This window comes from Nostoc sp. FACHB-280 (assembly GCF_014697615.1).
GTDB lineage: Bacteria > Cyanobacteriota > Cyanobacteriia > Cyanobacteriales > Nostocaceae > Nostoc_B.
On the sequence record NZ_JACJSD010000017.1, the window covers coordinates 88,360 to 106,524 of the forward strand.

General features: G+C 39.1%; 16 protein-coding genes. 7 read left to right on the top strand and 9 right to left on the bottom strand.

Annotated elements, in window-relative coordinates; translation table 11 throughout:
- Positions 1 to 9 precede the first annotated feature (9 nt).
- On the top strand, positions 10 to 549 hold the full coding sequence (locus H6G75_RS14570; protein ID WP_190980760.1) for a phycobiliprotein lyase: 540 nt from the start codon (positions 10 to 12) through the stop codon (positions 547 to 549).
- Between the two features lie 146 nt (positions 550 to 695).
- Here the strand turns inward: H6G75_RS14570 and H6G75_RS14575 are convergent, their stop codons facing one another.
- Positions 696 to 911, bottom strand: coding sequence for a DUF2839 domain-containing protein (locus H6G75_RS14575; protein ID WP_062290293.1), 216 nt, complete (start codon positions 909 to 911; stop codon positions 696 to 698).
- 120 nt (positions 912 to 1,031) lie between these two features.
- Positions 1,032 to 2,588 (bottom strand): helicase C-terminal domain-containing protein, encoded by a 1,557-nt coding sequence (locus H6G75_RS14580; RefSeq protein WP_190980761.1) that lies wholly within the window; start codon positions 2,586 to 2,588, stop codon positions 1,032 to 1,034.
- Between the two features lie 124 nt (positions 2,589 to 2,712).
- Between H6G75_RS14580 and H6G75_RS14585 the strand changes: the two genes are divergently transcribed.
- From H6G75_RS14585 to lysS, 4 genes are all read left to right on the top strand, one after another.
- Positions 2,713 to 3,675 carry a M48 family metallopeptidase gene (locus tag H6G75_RS14585; protein ID WP_190980762.1) on the top strand — a complete coding sequence of 321 codons (963 nt, stop codon included), beginning with the start codon at positions 2,713 to 2,715 and terminating at the stop codon, positions 3,673 to 3,675.
- Between the two features lie 541 nt (positions 3,676 to 4,216).
- Entirely contained in the window at positions 4,217 to 4,642 is a 426-nt protein-coding gene (locus tag H6G75_RS14590; protein ID WP_190980763.1) for a hypothetical protein, read from the top strand.
- Between the two features lie 6 nt (positions 4,643 to 4,648).
- Positions 4,649 to 4,825, top strand: a complete 177-nt coding sequence (locus H6G75_RS14595) for a hypothetical protein (protein ID WP_190980764.1) — start codon at positions 4,649 to 4,651, stop codon at positions 4,823 to 4,825.
- 285 nt (positions 4,826 to 5,110) lie between these two features.
- Positions 5,111 to 6,637, top strand: coding sequence for a lysine--tRNA ligase (lysS, locus tag H6G75_RS14600; protein WP_190980765.1), 1,527 nt, complete (start codon positions 5,111 to 5,113; stop codon positions 6,635 to 6,637).
- 159 nt (positions 6,638 to 6,796) lie between these two features.
- Here the strand turns inward: lysS and H6G75_RS14605 are convergent, their stop codons facing one another.
- From H6G75_RS14605 to H6G75_RS14620, 4 genes are all read right to left on the bottom strand, one after another.
- Complete coding sequence (locus H6G75_RS14605; RefSeq protein ID WP_190980766.1) at positions 6,797 to 7,531, bottom strand: peptidylprolyl isomerase; 735 nt, start codon at positions 7,529 to 7,531, stop codon at positions 6,797 to 6,799.
- Positions 7,532 to 7,559: 28 nt separating this feature from the next.
- Positions 7,560 to 8,165 (bottom strand): helix-turn-helix domain-containing protein, encoded by a 606-nt coding sequence (locus H6G75_RS14610; protein WP_190980767.1) that lies wholly within the window; start codon positions 8,163 to 8,165, stop codon positions 7,560 to 7,562.
- Between the two features lie 619 nt (positions 8,166 to 8,784).
- Positions 8,785 to 9,081: a hypothetical protein gene (locus H6G75_RS14615; RefSeq protein ID WP_199337879.1), complete on the bottom strand. Its 297-nt coding sequence runs from the start codon at positions 9,079 to 9,081 to the stop codon at positions 8,785 to 8,787.
- 783 nt (positions 9,082 to 9,864) lie between these two features.
- Entirely contained in the window at positions 9,865 to 10,581 is a 717-nt protein-coding gene (locus H6G75_RS14620; RefSeq protein ID WP_190980768.1) for a response regulator transcription factor, read from the bottom strand.
- Between the two features lie 523 nt (positions 10,582 to 11,104).
- Here H6G75_RS14620 and H6G75_RS14625 point away from each other — a divergent pair.
- Together H6G75_RS14625 and H6G75_RS14630 are read left to right on the top strand one after the other, a co-directional pair.
- Positions 11,105 to 13,474: an NACHT domain-containing NTPase gene (locus H6G75_RS14625; RefSeq protein WP_190980769.1), complete on the top strand. Its 2,370-nt coding sequence runs from the start codon at positions 11,105 to 11,107 to the stop codon at positions 13,472 to 13,474.
- 137 nt (positions 13,475 to 13,611) lie between these two features.
- A complete protein-coding gene (locus tag H6G75_RS14630) occupies positions 13,612 to 14,064 on the top strand; it encodes a rhodanese-like domain-containing protein (protein ID WP_190980770.1) in 453 nt (150 codons plus the stop codon).
- Positions 14,065 to 14,125: 61 nt separating this feature from the next.
- On the opposite strand, the gene H6G75_RS14635 is transcribed toward H6G75_RS14630, so the two are convergent.
- From H6G75_RS14635 to H6G75_RS14645, 3 genes are all read right to left on the bottom strand, one after another.
- Positions 14,126 to 14,755, bottom strand: coding sequence for a ribonuclease H-like domain-containing protein (locus tag H6G75_RS14635; protein ID WP_190980771.1), 630 nt, complete (start codon positions 14,753 to 14,755; stop codon positions 14,126 to 14,128).
- 207 nt (positions 14,756 to 14,962) lie between these two features.
- Positions 14,963 to 15,397: a cyclic nucleotide-binding domain-containing protein gene (locus H6G75_RS14640; protein ID WP_062286916.1), complete on the bottom strand. Its 435-nt coding sequence runs from the start codon at positions 15,395 to 15,397 to the stop codon at positions 14,963 to 14,965.
- 286 nt (positions 15,398 to 15,683) lie between these two features.
- On the bottom strand, positions 15,684 to 17,873 hold the full coding sequence (locus H6G75_RS14645) for a hypothetical protein (RefSeq protein WP_190980772.1): 2,190 nt from the start codon (positions 17,871 to 17,873) through the stop codon (positions 15,684 to 15,686).
- Positions 17,874 to 18,165 lie beyond the last annotated feature (292 nt).

Sequence of the window (18,165 nt, forward strand, 5' to 3'; positions counted from 1 at the left end):
CAATACCGCGTGACATCACCGCTAAGACTGACTCAACCCGCTCAGGAAGCAGAAATTACAGAATTTTTCCAAAAATCAGCTGGTCAGTGGCGCTCAGAAAGACGCTACTATACTCTGCCAGAGGGCGAAACCAAAGAAATGGTAAGTATGATTACCATTCGGTTTTTAGAACCAGGATGTGCTGAATTACAAAAACTGGCACAACTGCACGACTTACCTGATACAGTCAATTTGATGTGTGGTGCAGAAGTAATTTGGCAAAGTACAGATAAACTCAAAGGTAGACAAGAATCACAAGGTTCGACATTATTTGGTGTATTAGGAAATATTTTGTACCGCGATCGCGGTTTTGCCACATCCAAACCCATCACCGCCGAATATCATTTCCCTAATTCTGAAACGCTGTGCTTGCGAACTGAGTACAATGGCTCAGTGTTTGAGGAAGAATTAAAGTTAATTGGTAATAAATATCGCACCAGACAAACAATCATCTCTCGCGCTGGTGAACAGTTAATGATTGGTCAGTACTTAGAAAAGCGAATTGATTAATCCCCAGGGGATAATACAGAGTAGATATCGTAGTCATCAATCATTAGTGAACCAAAAGATACCCGACTTCTTAAAGAAGTCGGGTATCTGAGCCTCTCGATTTTCACAAATCAAATAAGATTGCTAAGTCTAATTCCTGAATTTGTTTAATCTACAACTTGCCACCAACCGAAGGCGGGGCCGATAAAACGGATAGTTACCCAAGCAGCAACCATTGTACCAATACCAATCCAGGCTCCGCGAGTCGTCCAAGCCACAAATAATTCGGATTGTTTTTTGGTGATGGGAACCCAAGACAATATACGCTCATCTTGACCGTATTGTTCTCCCAATGTTTCTTTGCGACGTTTTGCTTCACCCATAATCAGTAATTCAAAATTTCAATTAGTGTGTGTTATTGAAAATCTGCGAACAAGCTGATAATAGCGTTTGCTCAGATGCGATCGCTATCCGTTGACAAAATGTAAATAGTTATTCGTCATTTAAGCTGAATCTTCTTCATCTGGGTTAGAGAATAAACTGGGGTCAAGATAGTTGATGCGTGCTAGAGGGCTAAGTGCTGCGAGGATTTGGGAACCATAGCTACGGTTAATCACTCGACTATCGAGCAATGCTACTACACCTTGATTTTCGCGTACAGGAGCGATCGCTCGTTGTAGTTCATTCAATGCTGCCGGGAGTAAGTATACGCGAAACCAATCTTGGTGCGATCGCTTGTAATAAGCTACTCTGCCAGCCACCAGGGGATTTTCTAGAGATGGTAGCGGTAAAGTCGCAATAATTAACAAATGTGGCGCTGGCAAAACTTGTTGATGTTCTCGCCAATATTCCCAACCACTAATTAAAATACCATTTTCATCTAAACAGGTTTTTTCTACCTGTACCCGCGAACCAAACTCTGAAGCTAAAATTGCGCCGACTTGCGCCTTGAGGGGGACATCTCCCACCAACACAACAGTTAACCCTGGTGCTGTTGCACTTAAACACAACAAGGTGCGGACTTTGTGAATAAAGGACGGCTGAAATTCTGGTGTATTCGGTAAAGGTAACTGATGGGGGACATACAGTTGAATGGCTTGGGCTTGACTGTCGGAGGAGAACTTGAGACAAGTAACATCATCCAAGCCCAAACGCTGTCGAAATACAGGCGCTTCGGTTTCTGGTTCTAAAGCACTACCAATTAACACCACTGGCTGTCTTTGCCAAATCGGCGAGAGTATTTCAGCTAATTCAATTGGCGTGTAATGCAAAGAAAATAAACCTTGGCGACGGGCGATAGTAGTCCAAAAAAGATAGGGTGGCTGATTTAGTGGTGTATTTTCATGGATGTATTGAAATTGCTGCCAGAAATTTTGCCAAACATCAGGAATAGTTGCTAATTCTAATTCAGCAAACAAATTATGCAGAATTTCTGCTTCTGGTTGGGAAACAAGATAACACTCATAAGGGTTGGCTGGGTGTTGAAATACTTCTTTGGTGAGTTGTGTTCTCGCAGAAAGAATAGCTTCCCTTTGCTGCGGACAAGCTAACATCAACTCTTCCCAGTCTTGGGGTTTTACATCTTGAATAAGTTGATGACGTACCCAATCTTCTAAATCATCAACACCATCAATAATTGTGGGAATCCCTGGCGGAAAAGTATCAGAAGAAGTTAATTGCCCTTTTAACCAAGCTTCTGGAGAAGTTAGAAGTAGTCCTTGAAACTCAGAATTCGGCCAAGCATTACCTGTGCGGATGGGCTTCTGCACTTGTAACCACTGTTGTAAGCGAGGAATTTCTACTTGCAACAGACGCTGCTGCACTGTTTCTGGCGCAACAATAATTACAGGGCCATGCCACATTAATGCTGATGCGACAAAGCTGGTGCGATATCGTCCTTGATAACCACAAGCCGCCCCGACTTGAATTAAAGCACTACGTCCTAGACGCAAGGCGCGGGCTACCAACCTTGCCATCGTCAAATGATGAGGCCAGGAAGGGAACCCCGCCTGCGATCGCAGGAAGTTATGTAGTGATAAATGAACTTCTGCCTCAATCACACGCTTTTAATCCCATAAAAAGTGATTTTTCCATTAGCCCCATCTCTCTGATTCAGTTATCAGTTATTAGACTGATAACTTAGACTGTTCACTGTTCACTGATAACTGTTTACTGAATTAAATTATGCCAACTTACACAGGAATTTCCAGCGATGCTTTCCGCCATCCACTTGATCGCCAAGCTGAACAAGCTTTACGAAATTTACCGGGATTTGAGTTAGTTGCCCGCAAATTCATGGAATTTGTCTATGAACGCCCGCAGTTAGTCTATCTAATGGGTAACACCATCCAAGTAGGGCCTAGGCAATATTCCACTATTTACCAGATATTTCGGGAATGTGTGCGGGATTTGGACGTTTACCCAGAACCTGCACTGTTTGTCTCACAAGATCCCCAAGCAAATAGCTATGCTTTAGGGCAAGAAAATCCTTTCATTGTCATAAACACAGGCATTCTAGACTTGTTGGAAGAAGTCGAAATTAGGGCAGTGTTAGCCCATGAACTGGGGCATATTAAATGTGGTCATACTATTTTAATTCAAATGGCGATGTGGGCGATGAGTGCTGCTTCTGCCCTAGGTGAATTGACCTTTGGTATTGGTAATTTCGTTACCCAAGCCTTAATCTATGCCTTTTTTGAATGGCGGCGAAAAGCAGAATTAACAGCAGATCGGGCGGCATTGTTAGTGCTTGATGACTTAAATCCGGTAATGTCTTCGATGATGAAGATATCTGGCGGCAGTAGCAAATATGCCCATGAATGTAGTTTACAAGAATTTATCCGTCAGTCAGAAAATTATCAAGCATTGGATGAAGATGGACTGAATCAAATTTATAAATTCTTGAATTACAATGGCGCTCAGGGCATGATGTTAAGCCATCCCTTTGCTGTGGAAAGGATACATTACTTACGGGAGTGGGCAGTATCAGAAGAATATCAGCAAATCCGCCGAGGTCATTATCAGCGATCGCCCTCCGAAGGTGCAGTAAATGTTGCCTCAGAAACTTCCGCAAGCGAAGCCGACAATTTACGCCAACAAATTGAAGAATTACAACAAGAAATTAACAGAATGAAAAGGTCTCAGTAGTTTATACGGTGGGCATAATTATGCTCACCAAACAATGGTTTATTTTGCTTGATTGTCAATAGCTGAGTTGCCTAAAATACATAAAATTCTCTTATGTTAATTTTATTAAATTTGTAACCATTATGCTGGTTCAGATACTCGACTTTTTTGAACAGTTGTGTATCTGATTGTGTAATGGAAATTTTAGAGATAACACTTTTTAATGCTTACCTAAACATAAATTTTCTGTAGCGTGATTTATTTTTTGAGTTTACCAAATCTCAGATAATAGTTTTTAGGGGTGCTTGGCAGAGATAGATATTCAGTAAATCTAAATCCTATTTTCTGTATTTTACTTTACGCCTTCTAGACAGAGGCAGCAAAATCATCTAAGCTACCATCTGGTTGTGAATTTTTCCACAGTTTTAGATTTGAGATTGGCTATTTTATATTCACAAATATTGAGAGTATAAAATTTTTCTAAACTGGTTTTGTATCTAAAATGCCAACTCAATCATCTAAAACTGGCAGACTATGAAATTTCGTTTATGTGTTTCTCAAAATGGTAATTAACTTTCCCAAATGGCTGTCTTTGTTAGCTAATATTCTTGTCCTTGTCATCTTGATACCGGGAATTGCGTTAGCTACACCTCTACAAAATCATGCTAACTCTAGTGTGATTATTGCCCAATCTCTACCCAGTACAAGCAACTTTATTGCATATTCGGAAGCAGATTTTACCCCTCAAGAACGCCAACAGATGCAAGCATTACGTCAACGCCGCAACAAAGAAATTAATACTATCTTAAATTTATCGCAACGCGAAAAGTTGAAAGAACAATTGCAAGCTGGTAATAATCTGTATCAAGCTTTAGAGAGTTTAGAGTTACATCCTGATCAGCAAAGTATGATTAAAGCTGTGATTCAGTTGACTAACTTAAAGATGAAGGCTATTTTATCTCGCTATTCCTTAGCAATGGAAAAGTAAGAGATTGTGTTCATCACTATTTCAATCAAAAGCGATCGCTCTTGGTTTTGTGCAGGCGATCGCTTTTTATTTTATTTGTTTAACCAATTGCTAATGGCAGATAAACTATACAGTCTTGATATTCACTATCTTCTGAAGCTAAAGCAGCTAATCATTAATTCTCTAGAGTTTTACTACTCATAAATTTGACAATACTCTTATCAAATATTTGGAAATTCACATCTGAGATTTATTATAAGTGAATGGATTTTGTGGAGCGCCGAAACCAAGAGCAAAGCTAATGCAACAACTGAGGCAACCACCCCCAAACACCACAGAGGGAAACTACAGGCGTTGTTGGTTGCGAAAGACGTGCAATTTACTTTTATGTCAAATTTAGCTCAATAGTTGCAGCGAACTTAGTTATTTTGTCAGCGCCCATCTGATCGCAGCATCTATAATTAATCTTGCCCTATTTAGTTCGTTACCATGTCGGAAGAAGATATCCGTGCCGCGAGGCTGGAAAAAGTAGACCAGATTAAGCAGTTAGGGACTAATCCCTACGCCTATCGTTGGGAATCCACCCATAACGCCGCCCAATTGCAAGAAAAATTTGCTGATTTAGCTAGTGGTGAAGAAGTTGATTTAGAAGTTGCGATCGCAGGGCGCATCATGGCGCGGCGTGTTTTCGGTAAACTAGCATTTTTCACCTTGCAAGACGAAACCGGCAGCATACAGCTTTATCTGGAGAAAAATCGCATCCAAGAAAGCATGGCAGAAATTGATGCTGAAGCTTTCAACCACCTGAAACAACTCACAGATGCAGGCGATATTCTGGGAGTTAAAGGCACGATTAAACGGACTGAAAAGGGCGAGTTATCAGTCTACGTCAAACAATACACTATCCTGACTAAATCCCTTCTGCCTCTACCCGACAAGTGGCATGGATTAACAGATGTTGCCAAACGCTACCGTCAGCGATATGTTGACTTGATTGTTAACCCCGAAGTCCGCCAAACTTTTCGCCGTCGCGCCCAAATTACCGCAGGTATTCGCCGCTATTTAGAACAGCGCGATTTTCTCGAAATTGAAACGCCTGTTTTGCAAAGTGAAGCTGGTGGTGCAGATGCACGTCCTTTCATCACCTACCACAACACTTTAGAAATGGAACTGTATCTGCGAATTGCCACAGAACTCCATCTCAAGCGGTTGATTGTTGGTGGGTTTGAAAAAGTGTTTGAAATGGGACGGATTTTCCGCAATGAAGGAATTTCCACCAGACACAACCCTGAATTTACCTCAATTGAAATTTACCAAGCTTACGCCGACTACAACGATATGATGGCGCTGATGGAAGGCATTATTACTACCGTCGCCCAAGAAGTTCTCGGCACATTGCAAATTACCTACCAAGGTGAAACTGTAGATTTAACACCACCTTGGCGACGGGTGACAATGCACGACTTAGTTAAAGAAGTCACAGGCCTAGACTTTAATTCCTTCCAAAGTTTGTCAGATGCCAAAGCCGCAGCTAAAAATGCGGGGATTCCTGGTACAGATGAAGCCCAATCAATTGGTAAGTTACTCAATTTAGCTTTTGAAGAAAAGGTAGAAACAAATTTAATTCAACCTACCTTTGTCATTGACTATCCTGTAGAAATTTCGCCACTCGCAAAACCGCACCGTTCTCAACCGGGTTTGGTAGAACGATTTGAGTTATTTATTGTGGGACGCGAAACTGCTAACAGCTTCTCAGAATTAACAGACCCCATCGACCAAAGAGAACGTTTAGAAGCCCAAGCCGCCCGCAAAGCTGCTGGTGACTTAGAAGCCCAAGGTGTAGATGAAGACTTTCTCACCGCCCTGGAATATGGAATGCCACCTACAGGCGGTTTAGGTATTGGCATTGATCGGTTAGTCATGTTATTAACTGACTCTGCAAGCATTCGGGATGTCATCGCTTTCCCCTTACTCAAGCCGGAAAAATCAGAAGCATCCGCAGAAGCAGCAAGTTAAAAAACCTGTAGGAACGTGAAAATTGACGTTCCTACAGGTTTTTATTGACTATCATCAAATTAACTTTTGAATAAAGCATTTGAAGTATAAATGAGGAAATTGAAAAAGCCCGAATACTAGGCATACTAATAATTTTACCTCCTGCCTTCTGTTATGAGATTAAATTTGCACCACAATTCTCATTTCCTCCAGTTTTTGCTGCAACCAACTAGCAAACAAATCTCTAAGAATTTTGCAGCGTAATTCTTCATCTAAATGAGGCTGAATAATTTCTTCAACCCAAATCAGATGAACTCCTTTATGTGTGAGAATGGGCTTAAGAATCTGTGGCGGATGAGCAGTAAAAACATAATTAGCAATCTCTGGCATCACATCACTACGATATCTGATTCCACAATATCCACCTACACGACGTAATTCTGGTTCTTGGATGTATTGTTGAGCAAGATTTTGGAAAGATATATGATTTTCTTGCAGGTCATAAAATAGCTTCCAAGCTAAGTCTTCGTCATCTAAAACAACTTCATAAGTGACAGACTTAGCATAATCAAGTTGATGTGCAGCAAAGAAAGGTTCGACTTGTTCGGCAAAAAGATAATCAGCTAACTTGGCAGAAAGTAAAGAAACTTGAACTAATTCTTTGAACTCATTGAGAGACAGATAATGTTTTTCTAGCCATAATGCAGTATCTTTAGCTTTGATAAGTTTTTTAGCCAAACGTATTTTATCTGCTGTCTGCTGAAGCTCTCCTGCTTGAATATTGATATCTGCTTGATGAGCAGCATTAGTAATGATCTTGCGAGTTGCGATCGCCGCAATTATATCTGGAAGTTGGCAGGAAAGCTTGAGTTGATACAATATATCTTCAGAAGAGATAGTGTAAAAATCATTCATTAATTTATTCCTGTTTGAAAAATACCCTTTATTGAGGAGTATTCACAAAATTGAATAATTCTTCTAAACTGTTAGGCTCAGAAATTAATTGCAAATCACATATTACAATTTCGGCATCTTGAATATTGTGAGTTTCTTGTTGCGGTATGTTATTTTTTTGTTTTGTTGACAGTCCCATTTTTTTAAGTAAACGACTAATGTGACGTTCGGTAATTTTAATTCCCATTTCATTCGCTAAATGTTTGCTTAACCATTGTGCCGTCCAGTTTCTAAATGGGTAGCCATATTCACAAGGGCTATGAGTGACTAATTCTCTTAAGCGGTCGAGATATTGCTCATTAATACTCTTTGGCCGTCCTATTTTTTGTTCTTGCCATTGGTGAGCTAACCCAGCTTTAGCAACACTAGTCCAATATCTTGCCATGTGGTAGGAACAGCCTAATATTTGACAAATTTTGCTTGGAGATTTACCTTGATCTGCCAGCAACATAATTTCGATGCGACGATGATATTCAGGTTGTAAATTTGTTTGCAGACTTTTCAGCAATACTTTTTTTTGAAAAGGGGTTAAAAACTTACTAACATTAACGTTATAAACTTCTAAATGTGGAAATTGATTAATTTCATGTGGCATAGCTTTCAAAACCTTATCACAAGAGAAAAACTGTCTAAATTGCTCTTTTTTATTAAAGTAAATTTCTAGGCTAAATAGTTAAATATCTGATAGGTTGATTAGCTTCAATGTTAGTTAAACACTTTTGTCAGTCACAGCCATAAATAGGAGTAAATTAAATAGCTGATGTGTGACATAATTTCTGTCCCTGGAAAGATTTAAATTAATATTGAATGACTTACAGAACTTACACAAGAACACGCTAAAATCCTCTTAACTTCGTGTTCTATTCTTCAAGACACAGAACGGAGAATAGGAAGCTGTTTGCGAGTCTAAATTTTTTCATGATTTTGCGTAATACCAATTCACGAAATTACTGATACAAATCAATTCCTTTACTTGTGCATTTGTATTATTTTTAAATTTGAACGGTAAAAGTTTTAACTAATATCGTATTTAGCTGAGGGAAACTCATAACAAAAAAATCCTTAGCCTAAGATCAGAACTTAAAGCTAAGGACATTGATTAAAGGCTAACAATCATCAATAAAGCTGATTAATTAGAGCAGGATCAAGAAATTATGAACTTCATCCTACTCATGAGTTTATGAAACTAAAATTCAGCGGTTGATTGCTGAATTCTACTCAGTAGTACCGCCGCCAGCACCACCACCATTACCAGTACCACCGCCGCCACCAGCAGCGCCTCCGTTACCAAGACCGCCACCACCAACAGCCGCACTAAATGTCTTAGCAATGGAAACAATATTATTTAGTGCATACACATTGATACCAAATTCCAGTAATTTCTCGATGCCAGGGCCATATCCTCCCTGCAAGTTCATAGAATCTGTATCAGCAAGGTCTTGCAGAAAACTTTCAGAATCTATGAACAATTCAGAACCAGTAGGATTCAAGGTATGCTTCTTGATATTCATGATGATTTTTCCTCCAATTATCTGTGGAACAAAAAGCTAGTTTTTTGTAATTAAGCTTTATTGGCTTAACCTTACATTTGCATTATTAGCCTTCAAACTTCGATTTACAAGCAGAAAAACGAGATTGATTCGACACAATTTGACTAATTATGTCGAGGTAAATATTGAGTAGATATGGTTGAAATTGATATTCCAATTTTGAAGGGCGCATAATTATGCGCCCTTCAAATATATCTATATATAGCAGGGTATTAATGAACGATTAATTATCAAGATTATGAGAAATTATCGACAATTCAGAAGGATTTTTCCCAAAAATTTTCTTAGTACAATGTTCAATCTTGCTCTGCCAATTCTTCTTTGTAGAATCAGCACTAGTTTGTAGTTTTGAGAAAAATGTATAAATTGCCAATCAATTGCCGAGACATAATTAGTAAAGTTTTGTCTTTAAAAGGGAGAAATAACCGTGATGTAACTCATTGAAACACCTCATATAGATTTAGCCAAGATATCAGGATATTTGGCAAATATGAATGATTTGTTATAGACATACTCAACTTATTAAGGGACTTCCAGAAAATAAATTATCTAATAATGAAGAGTAAAGACAATGAGCAGATTCATTCTCCCTCCGCTCACGCCAGTTGCTACAACGGAGGGAACCTCAACGGACAGTTTGCTCAAGTCGGGAAACCCGTCCACGCAGATGTCCTCCGCAACGCACTGGCTCCCCTGCTCCCTCTGCTCACCACAACAACTGTATATTTTTTTAGTTGTAAGTCCCTAAGCACTGGTTGCTTCCGGCAATTCAAATTTATAACCATAGCCTCGAACTGTCTTAATAAATTCAGGTACATTTTGATCAACTTCTAGTTTCTTGCGTAGTTGACCAATATGTACGTCAACAACACGTCCATCACCCACATAGTCGCAACCCCAAATTTTTTGAATAAGTTGTGGACGACTCCAAGCTTGTCCAGGGTGACTTGCCAAAAAATGTAAAATATTAAACTCTAGAGCTGTTAAATTTAGGGGTTTATCATTGAGTGTAACTTCTCTACCTTCTGGGTTAATTGCTAATTGCTTAAATACCAAGCGTTGTACAGGTGATGGGTTGATAGAACGGATACGTCTTAAAAGTGCTTGTACTCTGACTTCTACCTCCGCCAGACTAAATGGTTTAGTCAAAAAGTCATCAGCACCAGCCGAAAGAATTTTAATTTTATCTTCTTCCGCATTTCTACTGGTTAGTATCATTACTAGGACGTTCGTGCGACTCTGCATTTCTTCGCACAAATTGTAGCCACTAATATCTGGTAAATTCCAATCTAAGATGACTAAAGCTGGATTGAATTGCTCGAACAACGATAAAGCCGTTTTGCCATCTGCCGCAGACTCTATTTGATATTTACGGCCGAGAAAACGATAGATAAGATTACGGACACCAAAGTCGTCATCTACAACAAGAATTTTGGGGTTTGTAGCAGGAAGCATGACCATAAAGTTCTAGCCTATTATTCATTGGGCAACTCGTAGTTGATATAGGTTTTTTGGCATACGAGAAGCCACTGCGGAAAAGTTTCTATGACAAAGATTTTTTAGATTGTTTTGACATTTACCTAAGTTAAGTACTTAGACATAAAACAGTTTTTGCCAGACATGGACACTATTCTACTGAGATACACTTAATTTTCTATTAAATTTTGGAAAACTTCAGCTATCATATTGCATACCAAATGTATAAGTTTTGTATGATTTTTGTATGTTTTAGAAAATAACAGTATAATTAAGCACTATTCTCTTTCCAAGAAATTCAATTGATTGAGAATTTTTGAAGAACAAATACCCTGCAAACAAAAAGTTAGTGGCGCATCCAGCCAGCTTCAACTGAAATCTGGTAAAATATTTCACTCTCAATTTTCCAAAGTCAATGGTTTTGGAAAAGTCAGGCCATCTGTCCAGGGTGCGTCTACGTACAGCTAAATTCCTAATTGTAACCAAAAACACTTAAAAAGCTGATTGTATGACCAGCCAAGGACTCAGAGCTTCTTCAGAAGGTATTAGAGCTGCAAAAACAGCTTTAACTGACAAAACTTTAAGCCAACACAAATTAGCAATAGCTTTAGGTATTACGCGTCAACCAGTATCTAAGTTTTTTGCAGGGGAACCAGTTTCTCGCAGTTGCTTTGTACAAATTTGTCAACATTTAGGGTTATCTTGGCAAAAAATTGCTGGGTTGCCGGAAGATATAATTTCAGACACGAGTGCTAAATCACAAACTAATCATAAAGATTTAAATATATTGGTGCAGGAAATACGTCAAAAGCGCCAAGACAAAATTCAAGACAAGTGCGGTAGTTTACAAATGATGGATATTGCTCGAACAATTCCATTGCTTGATATATATACACCTATATATGTATTAGACAAAATTACAAGTCAAAGATGGCTGGAAATTGATGATTTAGTAAAAGAATGTGTTTCTGAATCAGGCTTTAACCAAAAAAAATTACTAGGTTCAGAAGTAGCATCACTTTACTCGAAGTTGATGGTAATGAGTAAACCATGCACAGGTAAAACTACATTCTTAAAATATTTAGCGATTGAGTGTAATCAAGGCGAATTCCAACCAAATTATGTAGCTATTTTTATTAGCCTCAAAGACTTTGCTGAAGACTTTAAAGATAATAATAATTTTAGTTTGTTGAAGTATATTAGCCAAGAATTTGTGAGTTGTGGGATTGACACAGAATCAACGCAAAATATCTTAACTGAAGGTAAAGCGTTGATTTTATTAGATGGGTTAGATGAGATACCTACGGGAGATATAAATCGAGTTAATCAAGAGATTCGGCGATGTTCTCAGACTTATTACAAAAATCGATTTGTAATTAGCTGTCGCATCGGGGTGCAGAAGTATAAGTTTCCTGGATTTACTGAGGTTGAAATTGCTGATTTTGATATGCAGCAAGTCGAAACTTTTGTGAAGCAATGGTTCTTAGCAGTTGCCAATGAGTCTAAAGAAGATGGGGAATCTATAGGAAATTTATTCATTCATCAATTGCATTTGCCTGAAAATAAGCAATTACGAGAATTAGCGATCGCACCAATATTATTACATCTGGTTTGTTTATTCTTTCACACAAAATCTGAATTTACATTTAAATTAGCTAAGTTATATGAAGCTGCCTTGAATATTTTGCTTGGTAGATGGGATGAAGTGAGAGGGGTTCACAGGCAGTCAATTACAGAGAATTTCAAATTATTGAATCCGAAAAAGTTCTTGGCGCAAATAGCTGCTATTACTTTTGAATCGGGAGAGAATTTTTTTGAGCAGGAACAAATACAATCTTTAATATATCAATATTTATGTAAATATCATTACTGTAGTGCCACTAACTTAGAATTAGTAAATCGGCAGTGGCAAGATAGTGAAACATTGTTAAAAAAAATGGAGGTAGAGTATGGTTTATTGGTGCAGCGATCGCACGGTATTTACTCTTTCTCTCATTTGGCTTTACAAGAGTATTTAACTGCGAAACATTTTGTCATCAATTACCAAGAACAGTCTGTGAATCAGCTAGTTAATCACATTGCCGAAAAACGCTGGCAAAATGTTTTCTTGCTGACTGTAAGTATGTTACCCAATGCGTCAGAAATGCTGCGGTTAATGAAACAAAAAATAGATAATTTAGTGACTGATGACCAGAAGATTCAAGATTTCCTGTTTTGGCTCAATCAAAAGTCAAATTCAGTGGCTACTCAATATAAAGCGGGTGCAATTCGGGCTTTTTATTTAGTTTGTGTTGGTCGCGTGTTAGAACTGTGTTCGCCAGCAAGTAATTGTCCTCAACAGCAAGTATTTGGTAATTCATCTAGTTATGGTCTGGAGCGTGCTATTTTAGGTAATTTAGCATTCAACCCAGAACTGGCAATTGATGAGTTTCTAACTAGTACTTTTGCTTGTGCGGCTGAACTGGAATTTGCCTGTCATTATATTTTGAATGATGCTATTGTTTTTGACTACGCCCATGCGTTAAATATTGCCTTTGATAAAGCACTGAATTTAGTTGTTGAATCTAAATTTAAACAATTTCTCTACAACCTCAAAAAACAATTACCAAATGCTCAAAATTATCCACATAAATTTCGTAAGTGGTGGATAGAACATGGTAAATTCTGGAGTGGAAAATTTAGGGAACTTCTAATTGAATACCGTAATATTTGTCATGACTGGCAGTTGAGTAAACAGCAAATTGAATTAATTCAGCAATATTATGGTGCTAATAAATTACTGATAAACTGCCTGAATGCTGCCCAGAAGATTACACCTGCAATTCGAGAAGAAATAGAAGAGACTTTATTGTTAGGAATTGCAGAAACAAAAAACTGAAATATATAGGTATTAATTGTCAAAAACTAGCGAATATACCATAAGAAAGACTTTTAGAACATTCATACCAGAGAAAGAGCAATCAAATAGCTTTATCTCGTTAAATTGCTGTTAGCAAAGTCAGTTAAGGATATTTTATGAATAAATTAGTGGACGGTATTATTCCTCAACAGCCACCAATTGAGCCTGTATCAGATGCTCATGTGCTTAAGTCTCGTTTGGAATGGGGCGAACCAGCTTTTACAATTTTAGATGTGCGCGATCGCAAGACTTATAACGATGGCCATATTCTGGGAGCAATGCCTATGCCCATTGATGAGTTAGCCGAGCGGGCTGTACCATCTTTAGATAAAAGCCGTGATATCTATGTTTACGGTGGTAATGATGAAGAATCTGCTCAAGCGGCACAAGTTCTACGTTCTGCTGGTTTTGAGCATGTTTCTCAACTCAAGGGTGGTTTAGCTGCTTGGAAGGCGATTGGCGGCCCCACAGAAGGCATTGTTGAATCTAGAACTCCCGCAGGTGCAGATGACTATAATGTTGTTTCTCGTCTGAAAAATCATACAGAAAATCAGCAAAAAGAAGTCTAGATTTTTTGGGAAATAGTCAATAGTCAATATTAATCATGATTTATTGACTATTGACTATCAATCAATGTTCAAATAAATCTTTGAACTGTAATAAATCTAATGCAACGATTGTTGGTAATACTTGAAAGCATTCTTGTGCGAGTTGCCAACGTTCTTCTCGTTTGAGCATTTCACTCAGCTTGTGCTGAACACTAATTAAATAACGCACATCATTGGCAGCATAGCTTAATTGTGCATCTGTTAAATTAGCCGCATTTCCCCAGTCAGAACTTTGGGCGCTTTTATCAAGTTCTACTTGTTCTAACTCGTGTACTACATCTTTGAGTCCGTGACGGTTGGTATAAGTACGGGCTAACTTACTGGCAATTTTGGTGCAAAAAACAGGCTGGACGTAAATTCCTAAGTTGTGGCGTAAAGTAGCAACATCAAACCGCGCAAAGTGAAATATCTTCAGTACATTCTTGGCTTCGAGAAGCTGTTTTAAATGGGGAGATTCTGTTTGTCCTCTAGCGATGCGAATGGCTGTAACTTTACCTTCTGAGTTGCACAACTGCACAAGACACAAGCGATCGCGCTGTGGTAATAATCCCATAGTTTCTGTATCCACAGCGATCGCTTCGGCTTTTAAGTACTCAGTAAGGGTAGAGTCATTAATGTCGCGATCGCAAACCTGAAAATCTGGTAATGTCATGAACTACTCAACCATAAATGCAGTGTCTTCCACAAAAGAATACCCTTAGACTCGTACCTTTATCTCCGGCAACAGGCATTGTAACAATAATAAGATATCTGGTATGTGCGGCAATTGCTTTAACACTGACGCAGCCATACAAAAAATTCAGGGTTTGCGGTAGGGTGTAGTGGTAATTCAGTTTAATTTTAAAAATGTCTGTGCAGTCTAAGAATGAGTAACTTCAACACTCTCATTCAATCTACGGATGAGCCGTGATAATTCACGAATAATGTTAACGGCAATTTCGGGAGTTTCTTCAATTGCGTCATAAAGTTGTTCTTGTGTGAGTTCTAAACATTCACAAGGTTCAATGGTGGTAGCAGTGGCAGAACGGGGTTGTGTATCAAATACTGCCATTTCGCCAAAGTATTTTCCCTGTTCTACTTCTGCGAGGAATTTATTGCCAATGTGGACTTTAACTCTACCTGATACCACTATATAAAGCGATCGCCCTTCTTCACCTTGTCTAAAAATTGTGTAATTTGCCGGAAATGACAACTCGTGCATCACTGAAGTCAGCCGCACAATAAAATCATCCCGCAATTCTTTAAAAATCGGGACTCGGCGCACAAATAATAATCGGTCAACACTACTCAGCATAATTAAGAGTTAAGATACACCCACGAAGCATATCAGGCAGTTTTGAGATTTTTGAATATGCGATCGCCATATTAACCGATAAAAATTGTAACTATAGCAGAAGACAGCCCCAATGAGATAAATTTCATCGCCAAGCATGAAAGAGGGGCTAGAGGCTGATATTCTATGTAATTTATCAGTAGAGGCGTTGTATAAACGTCTTTACCAGAATTGTAAGTCAAGCTGAGACAAAACCCTGACACCAAGTCTCTACAAAGAAACTTGGTGAGTCAGTTATGTTACAGCTTTAATAAGGTGTGCCGTAGTAAATTCCCTTACCGTTAGTGCCAATAAAGACTAATCCGAATTTTTGATTGCTGGCTTCCATCACATTTGGTTCGTTACCAATGGGATTTAGGGGGTCAGAGATGTTTTTCCATGTTTTTCCCATATCCAAAGAACGGAAAATGCCATCACCCATGTAGCTAATTTTGCCATATAGATATAGTGCCGGAATTTTACTGCCTTGTTGTGGCTTACCGAAGGCAAATAAATAAGCTCTTTCTACCCCAGGTATTTTGGCAAACTTTGTCCCACCATCGGTTGAACGGTAAAGTCCTTGCCAATTGAGACTGACCCAAACTTCGCTGTTCACCCCTGGAACTGTTTTCACCGTAGACCATCCTTCCGAGGGAAGGGATGAGTTGACCAGATTGAACGATGCGCCACCATTAATACTGCGATAGAATTTACCACTCTGATAGTAGTAAAAAGAGTAGCCATTCACTTTGTCTGCGGCTAGTGGTTGACCCCAATACCACGGCGCTTTCGGCCCGTTGGGTAAACCTACGACTCCACTCCAAGAAACTCCGCCGTTAGTTGTGCGTATGGGTTGTCCCTCGCTGGTAATTGTCACAAATAGGCTGGGATAAATTGCCGACATTGCCACCCGTAAAGGTATGGTATTTCGCGGAAAGGAGGCAAATTGTTTCCAGGTTTGTCCGCCATCTGTAGAAGTTACGCCTGTATAGGTATTGTTCCAGCGATTACCACCAACTCTGACCATACGTAAGGGGTCACTTTCACTGTAAGCAATGCTATATGTATCCTGAAACCAAGGCCCTATCTTGCCACCCAATCGACCCTCAGGATAAGCGTTTAAATTCTGACTATGGTTAAATCCATCAACGTCAGCAACACCGCTTAGTAATTGTGAGCCTTTTGGTGGTGAGGCGAGGGCAAAGCTCACTACTTGCTCATGTCCTGTTTCATAATTAGACCAAACAGGCTCTTGAGCATTAATATTCATGGTTTGCCAGATGCCGTACCAGTCCGTTAACCAAACTCTGCCCGACACTTTTGGGTCAAATTCAATTGCGGAAGTTGCAGCGCCAAAATAGCTGGTTGACCACCAAGGTACTTGTGAGTTTAAAATATGTCTTTTTGGTTGCCATGTCAGGCCACCGTTAGTAGATTCCAGGACTTTGGCACCATTATTGGACTGACTGGCTTGCTCGTAACTAATTAAAATGTGGTTCGAGTCTTTAGGGTTGATGGAAATTGCGTTAAAGGCTATGGTTGTGGTCTTGTTGGGCGTAATATTACTCCAAGTTCCATTGACATATTTACTCACTCCTAAAGTATGAGTGACATATAATCCGCCTTTCTTATCGAGAACCATTCGATTAGCTTGTGATGGGCTACCGGCGATTCTGCTCCATGTCTGACCTGCATCTATAGATGTATAAATCCCATCGCCGTAAGCATTGGCATACATCAAACCCGACTTTTGAGTACTAAACAAAATTCCGGCAATTCCAACGTTGGCGCTGGGTTTTCCGGGAAAAGAACGAACTTTATTCCAGGTTTCGCCACCATTTACAGATTTCCATAACCCATCCACACGCGAACCAAAGAATATGGTTTGAGTATCAAATGGATTAACTGCGAGTCTTTCACCGATGGAACGCTTAATCTCGTTACCACCCATCAGCAAATCTATATTTAATTTGCGCCAGGTTTTACCTTTATCGGTGGATTTCAAAATGGTTCCTAAGCCAGCCCAACCACCGCTATATTTTCCTACGGCAATATAAAGAACTTTGGCATTCTTCGGATCAACTGCCAAGGCTTCTCCGCCATAGTAGTTACTTTTATTCAATCCAAAGAAGTCGGTTAAGGGAATCCATCTCTTGGTTGAGAAGTCCCAGCGATAAAAACCACCGATATCGGTTCTAATGTAGGCTAAATCTTGCTCGGTGGGATGGGGATAAATACCTGTAACATAACCACCTCCACCAATGGAAACATTTTTCCATATATATCCAGATGTATTGACGGTAGTAGAGGGAGAAACAGTTTGGGCAATGGTTTTATGGACAGGGTAGGTAGTTAAAGCTAGGGTAGCCAAAGCGAGCAGAGAAAAACTGGCTCTTCTTGCTCCAAAAAGAGAGAAACTGCGATCGCTCATAAATTGTGATGTTAAAGTAGAATGCACCTGATAAACAGAGTATAAATTGAAACTTATTTATTTATTAATCAGCATTTATACTGAAATTAAATATAAGTATTTAGTGTTTTTCAGCATCGCCTCAATGCAAATTAACTGCGATCGCTTATACTCAGCGATATAGCTTTTCTCACCCTCGATCTGAGAATGCAGCTTCATAAAATAGTACTAATTGTGAAAAAATTCTATCTAAACTCTTAACCATCTCCAGCCCGGCTTTAGGCTACACAATCATTAATATACAGTTCATAGTTTTGTCATAATTTTGCAATAATTCTGT